Source organism: Mycobacterium sp. ZZG (assembly GCF_054786995.1).
This window is the reverse complement of record NZ_JBTBFV010000032.1, coordinates 1-12284: the sequence shown is the minus strand read 5'-3', so window position 1 is coordinate 12284 and position 12284 is coordinate 1. Positions and strand designations below refer to the sequence as shown.

Here is a 12284-nt window from a genome sequence, read left to right as displayed (position 1 = left end):
GTCAGCGGTTCGCGGGCCAGATGGCCAGCGGTGTGCCGTCCGGGTACAGCTCGATACGGCCGTTGCCGAAGTCACTGTTGACGATGATCTCGACGATCACCGCATCCGGGGTGGCCGGGTCCTCCGACGGGCTGATCCGCAACCAGGTGTCGGTGACGTCGGCGCGGGAGATGCCGACGGTGTCGGGTGCGCCGCGCAGCACCCCCAGGGTCTTCTCGAAGTCGAACTTGGCGAGGTCGACCAGCCTGTCGTCGGCGTCGACGGTCGACGGCGATCCCGAGGGTTCGCCCCACCCGCCGCGGTAGTAGTAGGTCTGGCTGCGCCGATTGTCCTGCGGATCCGGCCGGTCGAGGTAGGCCATGTCGGAGTGGATGTCGAGCTCGTAGCCCATCGTGCTGCCGAACTTCTTGCGCATCTGCTCGAACAGTCCGTTGAACCCGCCCAGGGACTGCAGCTGCTTCGGCGGGGTCAGCACCGTGGCCGGGATGCCGTCGGCCTTCGCGCCCGGATCGGAGGTGAAGTTCAGCGGCGACGGGGTGTTGCCGTAGAGCCCCCAGCCGATCGCCATCCCGAGTATCACCAGCACGCCGGCGATCGCGGCCTTGATACCCCAGTTGATCCGCACGCCGGGGTCGGCACGGTTGACGATCTTGGTGATCACCGGCACATCGAGGGACTTGCCGGTCTGAAGATCCGACACCAGGTCCTGCAACTGGCCCAGCGTGGACGCCGTGGTTGCCGACTTCACCCGCTCGCCGTGCTCGGCCATCGACAGCTGGCCCTCGGCCAGCGCGGTGTCGAGGATCTGGCATGTCTCGTTGCGGTCGCTGTCTTTTGCCCGTGTCCACGACGTCCGTCGTCCAGAGCTCCCCGAAGCCACGACCAAGATCGTAAGAGTTGAGCCGTCGACAGCGCAGGCCGGACACGATTGACGCCGTCGCGGGGCGCACGCCGAGCCTCGGTGCCCGAGCCGCCGACGTACTCTGGTCTTCGTGCGATTGCAGCGACAGGTGGTGGACTACGCCCTGCGGCGGCGGTCCCTGCTGGCCGAGGTGTACTCGGGCCGCACCGGCGTCTCGGAGGTCTGTGACGCCAACCCCTACTTGCTGCGCGCTGCAAAGTTCCACGGCAAGCCCAGTTCGGTGATGTGCCCGATCTGCCGCAAGGAACAACTCACCCTGGTGTCGTGGGTGTTCGGTGACCACCTCGGCGCGGTGTCCGGCTCCGCGCGGACCGCCGAGGAGCTCGTCCTGCTCGCGACCCGCTTCGACGAATTCTCCGTACACGTGGTGGAGGTATGCCGCACGTGCAGCTGGAATCACCTGGTCAAGTCGTATGTGCTCGGCGCGGTACCGCCCCCCAAGGGCTCCCGCGGTCCGCGTCGCACCCAGACCGCGCGCGGCACTGCGCGCACCGCCAGTGAATAGCGACGGGCGCCACGACCGGTCTCCCGACAGCCCTCGCGACGGGCAGAGGGCGGCTGAGAGTCTGGGCGCACGCAGACCGCCGCCGCCCCGTCGGGACGCTCCGCCGCGGCCGGCCGGTCAGGGCGGCGTGCGCCGCGCGCCGACCCCCGACGACCGCCGTACCACCGTGCTGCCGCCGGTGCGGGACGGCGCCCCGCCGCTGCGGGACCCGATCGACGACGTCAAGCGCGCGCTGGACGGACGACGCAGACCCGCCCCCGGACGCGAGGAGCAGAACAGGCCCGGCGGACAGGAGCAGAACAGGCCCGGCGGACGCTCGGCGCGGCACAGCTCCGGCCCGCCGAATACACCGCCGCCCCCGCCACCCGGGGGCGCGTACGGTCCGGCCGGCGGAGGCCCGACCGGCCCGCGCCGCAGCCTGCGCGAGCAGATCAACTGGACCTGGGTGCGCCGTGGGTCGATCGTGGCCGCGGCGCTGCTGATCGTGCTGCCGCTGTTGACGTTCGGGATGGCGTACATGATCGTCGACGTCCCGAAGCCCGGTGACATCCGCACCGCGCAGGTGTCGACGATCCTGGCCGGCGACGGCAGTGAGATCGCCAAGATCGTCCCGCCGGAGGGCAACCGCGTCGACGTCAACATCGACCAGATCCCGGTGCACGTGCGCGACGCGGTGATGGCCGCCGAGGACCGCGACTTCTACTCCAACCCGGGCTTCTCGTTCACCGGCTTCCTGCGCGCTGCCAAGAACAACATCTTCGGCGGCGATCTGCAGGGTGGATCGACGATCACGCAGCAGTACGTCAAGAACGCGCTCGTCGGCGACGCCCGATCCGGGGTCGGCGGCCTGATCCGCAAGGCCAAGGAGCTGGTCATCTCGACGAAGATGTCCAGCGAGTGGTCCAAAGACCAGGTGTTGCAGTCGTACCTGAACATCATCTATTTCGGCCGCGGGGCCTATGGGGTGGCCGCCGCCGCGCAGGCCTACTTCGGTAAGCCCGTCGAGGCGCTCAACGTGTCCGAGGGTGCGCTTCTGGCGGCTCTGATCCAGCGGCCGTCGGTGCTCGACCCGGCGGTGGATCCGGATGCGTCGGCGGTGCGCTGGAGCTGGGTGCTCGACGGCATGGTGGAGATCGGCGCGTTGTCCAAACAGGACCGGGCCGCGCAGGTGTTCCCGCCGACGATCCCGCCCGACCAGGCCGTCAACCAGAACCAGACCACCGGACCGAACGGGCTGATCGAACGCCAGGTGGTCAACGAGTTGATGGACATCTTCGACATCAACGAGCAGGCCCTGAACACCGAGGGTCTGCAGATCACCACGACGATCGACCCGCAGATGCAGTCCGCGGCGGTCGACGCGGTCGAGGAGTACATGGACGGGCAGGACCCCGACATGCGCACCGCGGTCGTGTCGATCGACCCGAAGACCGGCGGCGTCAAGGCCTACTACGGCGGCTCGGACGCCAACGGTTTCGATTTCGCGCAGGCCGGTCTGCCGACGGGTTCGTCGTTCAAGGTGTTCGCGTTGGTCGCGGCGCTGCAGCAGGGGATGGGTCTGGGCTATCAGGTCGACAGCTCGCCCGTCGAGGTGAACGGCATCGAGATCTCCAACGTCGAGGGCAGCAGCTGCGGGACCTGCAACATCGCCGAAGCGCTGAAGCGGTCGCTGAACACCAGCTACTACCGGCTGATGCTGCAGCTCAAGAACGGACCGCAGGACGTCGCCGACGCCGCGCACGCGGCCGGCATCGCCGAGAGCTTCCCGGGCGTGGAGCACACGCTGTCCGAGGACGGCCAGGGCGGGCCGCCGAACAACGGCGTCGTGCTGGGGCAGTACCAGTCCCGCGTCATCGACATGGCCTCGGCGTACGCCACGCTCGCCGCGTCCGGGGTGTATCGCAAGCCGCACTTCGTGCAGAAGGTCGTCAACGCCGAGGGCACGGTGCTGTTTGACGCCGGCCAGGAGGACAACTCCGGCGAGCAGCGCATCGAGAAGGCCGTCGCCGACAACGCGGTCGCCGCGATGCAGCCGATCGCCGCGTACTCCAACGGCCACGCGCTGGCCGGTGGCCGGCCGTCGGCGGCCAAGACCGGCACCAACCAGCTCGGCGACACCGGCGCCAACCGCGATGCGTGGATGGTGGGATTCACCCCGTCGTTGTCCACCGCGGTGTGGGTGGGCACCACCGACGGCACCAAACCGCTGGAGAACAAATGGGGTTCGCCGGTCTACGGCTCCGGACTGCCCTCCGACATCTGGAAGGCGACCATGGACGGTGCACTCGACGGCACCGACAACGAGTCCTTCCCGAAGCCTGAGGAGATCGGCGGATACGCCGGCGTGCCGCAGGCCCCGCCTCCGCCGCGCACCACCGCGCCGCCGACGCCGTCGGAGACGGTGATCCAGCCGACGTTGGAGATCGCGCCGGGCATCACGATCCCGTGGGGGCCGCCGACCACCGTTCCGGTCGGGCCGCCAGGAGCGCCGGCGCCAGAGGCCGGCGCGCCGGGAGCACCTGTTCCGCCGGGGCCGGCCGGCGCTCCGGTGCCGCCGGGTGCGCCGGTGCCGCCGCCGGGCGCTCCGCCGCCGGGTCCGCTGCCGCCCCCGTGACGGCCGAACCCGAGTCGCCGGCTCCGCCAGCCGAAGACCGACGGAGCCTCGACTGCCGGGACTGTCCCAGCCGCACCGACACCCTGGGCGCTGCCCTGTCCGGAACCGTCGGCGGTCCGGTCGGCAGGCACGCGCTGATCGGCCGTTCGCGGTTCATGACCCCGCTGCGGGTGATGATGATCATCGCGCTGGTGTTCCTGGCGCTGGGCTACTCGACCAAGGCCGCCTGTCTGCAGACCACCGGCACCGGGACCGCCGATCAGCGCGTGGGCAACTGGGAGAACCAGCGCGCCTACTACCAGTTGTGCTACTCCGACACGGTCCCGCTGTACACCGCGGAGCTGTTGAATCTCGGCAAGTTCCCGTACAAGTCCAGCTGGGTGGAGACCGACGCGCAGGGTAAGCCGCACGTGCAGTACGACGGCGAGCCCGCCGTGCGGTACATGGAGTATCCGGTGCTGACGGGGCTTTACCAGTACCTGTCGATGACGGTGGCGAAGACGTATACCGCGTTGACGAAGCTGGTGTCGGTGCCGGTGATCGCCGAGGTGGTGATGTTCTTCAACATCGCCGCGTTCGGGCTGGCGCTGGCGTGGCTGACCACCCTGTGGGCGACGGCGATGCTGGCGGGCACGCGACGGATCTGGGACGCCGCGCTGCTGGCCGCCTCACCGATCGTGATCTTTCAGATCTTCACCAATTTCGACGCGCTGGCAACGGCTTTCGCAGCGTGCGCGCTGCTGGCGTGGGCGCGGCGAAGACCGGTGTTGGCCGGGGTGCTGATCGGCCTCGGTGTGGCGGCCAAGCTGTACCCCCTGTTGCTGCTCGTCCCGCTGACGGTGTTGGCGGTGCGGACCGGACGTCTGCGGGAGGTCGCCAAGGCGGCGGTGGCCGCGGTGGCCGCCTGGCTGGTGGTGAACCTGCCGATCATGGTGCTGTTCCCGCGCGGATGGTCGGAGTTCTTCCGGCTCAACACCCGCCGCGGCGACGACATGGACTCGATCTACAACGTGGTGAAGTCGTTCACCGGGTGGCGCGGTTTCGACCAGGACCTCGGGTTCTGGGAACCGCCGGTGATGCTGAACATGACGAGCGCGGCGCTGTTCGCGGCGTGTTGCATCGTGATCGGCTACATCGCGCTGACCGCCGAGCGGCGGCCCCGGGTGGCACAGCTGGCGTTCCTGGTGGTGGCGGCGTTCCTGCTCACCAACAAGGTGTGGAGCCCGCAGTTCTCGCTGTGGCTGGTGCCGCTGGCGGTGCTGGCGCTGCCGCACCGCCGGATCCTGCTGGCGTGGATGACCGTGGACATGCTCGTGTGGGTGCCGCGGATGCTGTATCTGTTCGGTGAGCAGAACATGGGGCTGCCCGAGCAGGCGTTCACCGCGACGGTGCTGCTGCGCGACGTCGCGGTGATCACTTTGTGTGGGTTGGTGATTCGGCAGATCTACCGGCCGGAGCAGGACCTGGTCCGCCAGGGCGGGGTCGACGATCCCGCCGGCGGGGTGTTCGACGGTGCGCCCGACGCGCCGCCGCGCTGGCTGCCGGACTGGCTGCGCCCACGGCCCCGGAGCGCGCCCGATCGTGTGCCGGCCGCAGCGAATCCGGGCTGACCGCGGTCAGGTCGACTGACGCGATTTCGCTGATCAGCGCCCGTTCCTGTAGCCTGGGCCGGTTGCCGACGCAGGCGACCCTCCTGCCACGGACACGCCGTGGCCGACAAGACCAGAGGAGGTGATGGGTTTCTCATGCGTCCATACGAAATCATGGTCATTCTCGACCCCACACTTGACGAGCGCACCGTAGCTCCGTCGCTGGAGACGTTTCTGAACGTCATCCGCAAGGACGGCGGCAGTGTCGACAAGGTCGACATCTGGGGCCGTCGACGGCTCGCCTACGAGATCGCCAAGCACGCCGAGGGCATCTACGCCGTGCTCGACGTCAAGGCCGAGCCCGCGACCGTCTCCGAGCTGGACCGCCAGCTCAACCTGAACGAGTCCGTGCTGCGCACCAAGGTGATGCGGACCGACAAGCACTAGTCCGTTTCACGTCGGGCGACACCTATGTGTACGTCGGTGCAGTTCCGTAGGCTCGCCTGCGACTGCACTTGTACGAATACGCCGCTTTGACTACACGCCCAGGAGGATCTCGTGGCTGGTGACACCGTCATCACTGTTATCGGAAACCTGACCGCTGACCCGGAACTGCGTTTCACGCCGTCCGGTGCCGCGGTTGCGAACTTCACCGTGGCTTCCACGCCGCGGACGTTCGACCGTCAGACCAATGAGTGGAAGGACGGCGAAGCGCTGTTCCTCCGCTGCAACATCTGGCGTGAGGCCGCCGAGAACGTGGCCGAGAGCCTCACCCGCGGTTCGCGAGTGATCGTGTCCGGTCGGCTCAAGCAGCGGTCCTTCGAAACCCGTGAGGGTGAGAAGCGCACCGTTGTCGAACTCGAGGTCGACGAGATCGGCCCCTCGCTGCGCTACGCGACCGCCAAGGTCAACAAAGCCAGCCGCAGTGGCGGCGGGGGCGGCGGATTCGGCGGCGGCGGGGGCGGTAACTCGCGCCCCGCGGCCAACAGCGCGCCGGCCGAGGACCCGTGGGGCAGTGCGCCCGCATCGGGCTCGTTCGGCGGCGCCGACGACGAACCGCCCTTTTGACATACCAATCAGTGATTCTCAGAAAGAGATAGACATATGGCCAAGTCCTCCTCAACCAAGAGGCGCCCGGCTCCGGAGAAGCCGGTCAAGACTCGCAAATGCTTGTTCTGCTCGAAGAAGGGCAAGAACCAGGTAATCGACTACAAGGACACGCAGCTGCTGCGTACCTACATCAGCGAGCGCGGCAAGATCCGCGCCCGCCGGGTGACGGGCAATTGCGTTCAGCACCAGCGCGATATCGCGATCGCGGTGAAGAACGCCCGCGAGGTCGCCCTGCTGCCGTTCAGCTCGTCGACGCGATAAGGACCACGACAATGAAACTGATTCTCACTGCCGAGGTGGAACACCTCGGAGTCGCCGGTGACGCTGTCGAGGTGAAGGACGGCTACGGCCGTAACTACCTGCTGCCCCGTGGGCTGGCGATCGTGGCCACCCGTGGCGCCCAGCGCCAGGCCGAGGACATCCGCCGCGCCCAGGAGCTCAAGAGCGTCAAGGGCCTGGAGCACGCCAACGAACTGAAGCAGGCGATCGAGGGACTCGACAATGTCGAGCTGTCGGTCAAGGCGGCCGGTGATTCGGGCAAGCTGTTCGGTTCGGTCACCGCGTCCGACGTCGTCGCGGCGATCAAGAAGGCCGGCGGCCCGAACCTCGACAAGCGGACCGTGAGCCTGCCCAAGGCGCACATCAAGACGACGGGCACGCACACCGTCGGGGTGCGGCTGCACCCCGAGGTGAACGCCTCGCTGTCGCTGAACGTGGTAGCGAGCTAGCCGGCCGACCGGCTCCGCTGTCAAACGGCCGGGTGGGGACCCCTAGGGGTCTTCGCCCGGCCGTAGCCGTATCCGGTGGCGAACTTTTCCGGGCAAAGCAAAGCCAGCGAACTGCACCGGCTGTTAACCTTCTGGTCCCCGCGATGCAACGCAACACGCCCGAGACCGAAACCGAGCACGACACGCCGGGCGATTTCCCATCCACAGCTGTTCGACCGTCCTATGGTGCGTTCATCTGCGTAAACAAGGCTGTTGCAGTGAGTTATCAACAGGTTCTCCCCAGCGCCTCAACATGGCCCACCTGAGCTATCCACACTCCATCCACAGCTTCATCAACAGGGGCGACTTGCTTCCCGCCCAGCAACGTCTAGCGTTGGCCGTCGCGGGTGCAGATCTGCCGTCGACGAGCCAGTTGTCGGAGGCCGGATTTACAGTCGCGACATGCCGTTGTCGAATGTGCGTTCGATCGCGATCAAAAGGGGGTGGGTCTCGGCGTGGCCGTCGTAGATGACTTGGGTCGGCCCGGAGATCGCGGCGAGATGGAGCCGCCTCCCGGTGAGGATTTCGGCCGGCAGCCTCCTCAGGACCCCGCCGCCGAGCAGGCGGTGCTGGGCGGCATGCTGCTGAGCAAGGACGCCGTCGCCGACGTGCTGGAGAAGCTGCGTCCGGGTGACTTCTACAAACCGGCCAACCAGCTCGTCTACGACGCGATCCTGGATCTGTACGGCCGCGGTGAGCCGGCCGACGCGGTCACCGTGGCCGCCGAGCTTGACCGGCGCGGTCTGCTGCGCCGTGTCGGTGGGGCGCCGTATCTGCACACGCTGATCTCGACGGTGCCGACCGCGGCCAACGCGGGGTATTACGCCGAGATCGTCTCGGAGAAGGCGCTGTTGCGCCGGCTGGTGGAGGCCGGCACCCGGGTGGTGCAGTACGGCTACGCCGGTGCCGACGGGGCCGACGTCAACGACATCGTCGACCGCGCGCAGGCCGAGATTTACGACGTGACCGAGCGCCGCGCGGCCGAGGACTTCGTGATTCTGGAGGAGATCCTCCAGCCGACGATGGACGAGATCGACGCGATCGCGTCCGAGGGCGGTATCTCCAAGGGGGTGCCGACGGGCTTCGTCGAACTCGACGAGGTCACCAACGGATTGCACGCGGGTCAGATGATCATCGTGGCGGCCCGCCCGGGTGTCGGAAAAGCGCTCGCGCTGGACACGCCGCTGCCGACGTTGTCCGGGTGGACCACCATGGGCGCGGTCTCGGTCGGTGACTATCTGCTCGACGCCGACGGCAGGCCGACGCGGGTGGTCGCGGCCACCGAGATCCTGCTGGGCCGTCCCTGCTTTGAGATCGAGTTCTCGGACGGCACGACGATCGTCGCCGACGAGATGCACCAGTGGCCGACCAGCCACGGCATCCGCACGACCGGCATGCTGCGCGCGGTCGCCGACACCGTGACCGCCGCTCCGACGGCGAGTGCACCGGGCAACAGCGCGCTGCTGGCGCCGGGCCGCGTCGCGGTCGGCATCACCGGGGTCCGGCGGATCCCGACGGTGCCGGTGCGCTGCGTCCAGGTCGACAACGCCGAGCACCTGTACCTGGCCGGCCGCGGCATGGTGCCCACCCACAACTCCACGCTCGCACTGGACTTCATGCGGTCCTGCTCGATCAAGCACCAGTTGCCCAGCGTCATCTTCTCGCTGGAAATGAGCAAGACCGAGATCGTCATGCGGCTGCTGTCGGCCGAGGCGAAGATCAAGCTGGCCGACATGCGTTCGGGCCGGATGAGCGATGACGACTGGACCCGGCTGGCGCGGCGGATGAGTGAGATCAGCGAAGCGCCGCTGTACATCGACGACTCGCCGAACCTGACCATGATGGAGATCCGCGCCAAGGCACGTCGACTCTCGCAGAAGGCCGGGCTGCGGATGATCGTCATCGACTACATGCAGCTGATGAGTTCGGGCAAGAAGTACGAATCGCGCCAGCAGGAAGTCTCGGACTTCTCCCGCAGCATCAAGCTGATGGCCAAGGAGCTCAACGTTCCGGTGATCGCGATCAGTCAGCTGAACCGTGGTCCCGAGCAGCGCACCGACAAACGTCCCCAGGTGTCGGACCTCCGCGAGTCGGGCTGCCTGACCGCGAACACGCGAATTCTGCGCGCGGACACCGGGGCTGAGGTCACGTTCGGTGAGCTGATGCGCACGGGCGAGCGGCCGCTGGTGTGGTCGCTGGATGAGCGCCAGCGGATGGTCGCCCGGCCGATGACCAACGTGTTCTACAGCGGGCACAAAGAGGTGTTCAAAGTGCGGTTGGCGTCCGGCCGTGAGGTCGAGGCGACGGCTAACCACCCGTTCATGACGCTCGACGGCTGGATGCCCCTGGGCGAGTTGGCAGTCGGTGCCCGCGTGGCGGCGCCAAGGCGGGTCCCCGAGCCGGTGCAGACGCAGCGGATGCATGATTCCGAGGTGGTGATGCTGGCGCACATGATCGGCGACGGCTCGTGCGTCAAGCGGCAGCCGATCCGGTATGCGTCGGTGGACGAGGCGAATCTGGCCGCGGTGGAGATCTCGGCGGCGCATTTCGGCGTCACGCCGATCCGCGACGAGTACGCGGCTGCGCGGGTGACGACGCTGCGGCTCCCGTCGCCGTACCGGCTGACGCACGGCAAGCGGAACCCGATTGCCGCGTGGCTGGACAAGCTGGGGCTCTTCGGGAAGCGCAGCTACGAGAAATTCGTGCCTGCTGAAGTTTTCGCGCTCCCTGACGATCAAGTGGCGTTATTCCTGAAACACCTTTGGGCGACCGACGGTTCGGTGCGATGGGACGCGAAGCTGGGCATCGGTCGGGTCTACTACGCGTCGACCAGCCGGCAGCTGGTCGACGACGTCATGCAGTTGCTGCTGCGGTTCGGCGTCGGCTCGACGATCGTGCGCACCAAGAAGGCCGGCTACCGCGATTGCTGGCACCTCGTCGTTTCGGGGGCCGAGAATCAGACGCGGTTCCTGAACCACATCGGTGTACATGGCGTGAAGGCTTCGGCGGCAAGGGAGGTCGTCGAGAATCTGGCCGGCCGGACGCGGAACCCGAATACGGACACGGTCCCGCTGGAGGCTTGGCAGAAGGTGCGCGCCAGTCTGTCGGAACGTGGCATGACGCACCGCAAGTTCGCCGAGGCGATGAAGACGCAGTTCTGTGGGTCCACCATGTGGAAGCACTCGCCGAGCCGGAGCAGGCTGCACCGGGCTGCTGCGGTGTTGGAAGACAGTGAGTTGCACGATTTGGCGACCAACGATGTGTTCTGGGACAGGATCGTCGAGATCACCAGCATCGGTGAGCACGACGTGTACGACGGAACCGTTCCTGGCACACATAACTTTGTGGCACAAGGGATTTCGCTTCACAACAGCCTCGAGCAGGATGCCGATATGGTAATTCTGCTGCACCGGCCGGATGCGTTCGAGCGGGATGACCCGCGCGGCGGCGAGGCAGACCTGATTCTGGGCAAGCACCGTAACGGCCCGACGAAGACGATTACCGTTGCGCATCAGCTGCATCTGTCGCGGTTCGCGAACATGGCGAAGCAGTAGTTGGTAGTTGTAGATTCTCAAGACCAGTGTCATATTCTCGCGATGAGCGTCATGTCGATGTCATATATGACACGACTATGAGACGACATCCCCGTGGGCGCCTGGCGCGAAAGGGGTTGGCCGCGCGGGCTGAATGCCCTACTAGTAGGGCTACGATTGGCGAGTGGGCGAAGTCAACGAAGGCGAACCGGACTCCTCGACGAGAACCGGCCGCGCGGGAGTTTCGGAGCGCCGACGTCGTTACGTCGGATTGCGCATCACGCGCTTGCGAGAAGAGCGTGGACTCAGTCTGGAGGAACTGGGCCGGCGAGTCGGGCTCTTGGCCGGCGTCCTGAAAGCTGTCGAAAGTGGTAGGCGCGGAGTCACCTTTGAGTGCTTGATCGATATCGCCAACGAGCTCGGCGTGAGTGCTTCTGAACTTGTCGAGGGCATGGAGTAGCAATCAGAGGGCGTGAACCTTGCCGCGGAGGCGCCGAGTAGATTCCGCCCGCCAGCGGCCACGCCTGATAACTTAAGAACGTGCCGACCCGCCCCAGCCAGGACGATCCCAAACGCGTGAAAGTTTGGGAGAAGCGTCGGCGGGCAGTAGGTGCTCGCATCGTCGAACTTCGAATCGAACGCGGGCTGACGCAGGAGCAACTCTCGTTCAAGTCCGGCGTCTCCAGGAACATCATCATCGATGTCGAGTTTGGTCGGCGGGGGCTTCTCTACGAGCGACTTGGAGACCTTGCGAAGGCGCTGGGCGTGACGGCTTCTGACTTGCTTGAGGGCATCAAATAACCCCTGAGCTTGACGCCTGGGGGTGGACACCTGACTGGTGGGACTGCTGGGCGGGAAGAATGTCCGTATGTCGGGCAAGCGTAAGAAGTACACCCCGGAGTTCCGGGAGCAGGCTGCCCGCCTGGTGATCGAGACGGGTCGGCCGATCGCCCATTATACCCATGAGATCGGGGTCGGTGAGCAGTTGCTGGGCCGGTGGGTGCGCCTGGCCCAACAACGCGCCGGCGGCGCGGATACTGACGCGGTGCTCGATGCTAATGAGCGTGCCGAGTTAGAACGGTTACGCAAAGAGAATGCCGAATTACGTTTGGACCGTGTTATCTACGGCCCCTTGAGGGCTTGTCTTTGATGTAGGCGACACACCCTCTGTGGGTCAGTGCATTTCGTCATGGAATGGTTATCTTTAGTGTTCATGACGCCCGTGTCTGGGTATCTGGTTCAGC

General features: G+C 66.6%; 12 protein-coding genes. 11 read left to right on the top strand and 1 reads right to left on the bottom strand.

Annotated features, from left to right (window positions below; translation table 11 throughout):
- Position 1: 1 nt before the first annotated feature.
- Complete coding sequence (locus tag ACXMYJ_RS17800) at positions 2-880, bottom strand: DUF1707 SHOCT-like domain-containing protein (RefSeq protein ID WP_260756088.1); 879 nt, start codon at positions 878-880, stop codon at positions 2-4.
- A gap of 112 nt (positions 881-992) precedes the next feature.
- Here ACXMYJ_RS17800 and ACXMYJ_RS17795 point away from each other — a divergent pair, with 112 nt between their 5' ends.
- The 11 genes from ACXMYJ_RS17795 (at position 993) to ACXMYJ_RS17745 (ending at position 12190) form a co-directional block, all read left to right on the top strand.
- On the top strand, positions 993-1427 hold the full coding sequence (locus ACXMYJ_RS17795) for a DUF5318 domain-containing protein (RefSeq protein ID WP_260756087.1): 435 nt from the start codon (positions 993-995) through the stop codon (positions 1425-1427).
- The gene (locus ACXMYJ_RS17790) at positions 1420-4041 is read left to right on the top strand and encodes a transglycosylase domain-containing protein (RefSeq protein WP_460358081.1); all 2622 of its coding nucleotides are present in this window, start codon (positions 1420-1422) and stop codon (positions 4039-4041) included. Before ACXMYJ_RS17795 ends, ACXMYJ_RS17790 begins: the two co-directional genes overlap by 8 nt.
- Positions 4038-5651, top strand: coding sequence for a glycosyltransferase family 87 protein (locus ACXMYJ_RS17785; protein ID WP_460358078.1), 1614 nt, complete (start codon positions 4038-4040; stop codon positions 5649-5651). The genes ACXMYJ_RS17790 and ACXMYJ_RS17785 overlap by 4 nt, the downstream gene beginning before the upstream one ends.
- Positions 5652-5786: 135 nt before the next feature.
- Positions 5787-6077, top strand: coding sequence for a 30S ribosomal protein S6 (gene rpsF, locus ACXMYJ_RS17780; RefSeq protein WP_260756084.1), 291 nt, complete (start codon positions 5787-5789; stop codon positions 6075-6077).
- Positions 6078-6188: 111 nt separating this feature from the next.
- Entirely contained in the window at positions 6189-6698 is a 510-nt protein-coding gene (locus ACXMYJ_RS17775; protein WP_260756083.1) for a single-stranded DNA-binding protein, read from the top strand.
- Between the two features lie 36 nt (positions 6699-6734).
- On the top strand, positions 6735-7001 hold the full coding sequence (rpsR, locus tag ACXMYJ_RS17770) for a 30S ribosomal protein S18 (RefSeq protein WP_260756082.1): 267 nt from the start codon (positions 6735-6737) through the stop codon (positions 6999-7001).
- 11 nt (positions 7002-7012) lie between these two features.
- A complete protein-coding gene (gene rplI / locus ACXMYJ_RS17765; protein ID WP_260756081.1) occupies positions 7013-7468 on the top strand; it encodes a 50S ribosomal protein L9 in 456 nt (151 codons plus the stop codon).
- 494 nt (positions 7469-7962) lie between these two features.
- On the top strand, positions 7963-11061 hold the full coding sequence (locus ACXMYJ_RS17760; RefSeq protein WP_460358073.1) for a replicative DNA helicase: 3099 nt from the start codon (positions 7963-7965) through the stop codon (positions 11059-11061).
- 163 nt (positions 11062-11224) lie between these two features.
- Positions 11225-11500, top strand: coding sequence for a helix-turn-helix domain-containing protein (locus ACXMYJ_RS17755; protein ID WP_152515855.1), 276 nt, complete (start codon positions 11225-11227; stop codon positions 11498-11500).
- Between the two features lie 80 nt (positions 11501-11580).
- Positions 11581-11841 (top strand): helix-turn-helix domain-containing protein, encoded by a 261-nt coding sequence (locus ACXMYJ_RS17750; RefSeq protein ID WP_152515856.1) that lies wholly within the window; start codon positions 11581-11583, stop codon positions 11839-11841.
- Positions 11842-11908: 67 nt separating this feature from the next.
- Positions 11909-12190, top strand: a complete 282-nt coding sequence (locus tag ACXMYJ_RS17745) for a transposase (RefSeq protein ID WP_460358070.1) — start codon at positions 11909-11911, stop codon at positions 12188-12190.
- Positions 12191-12284: the final 94 nt, after the last annotated feature.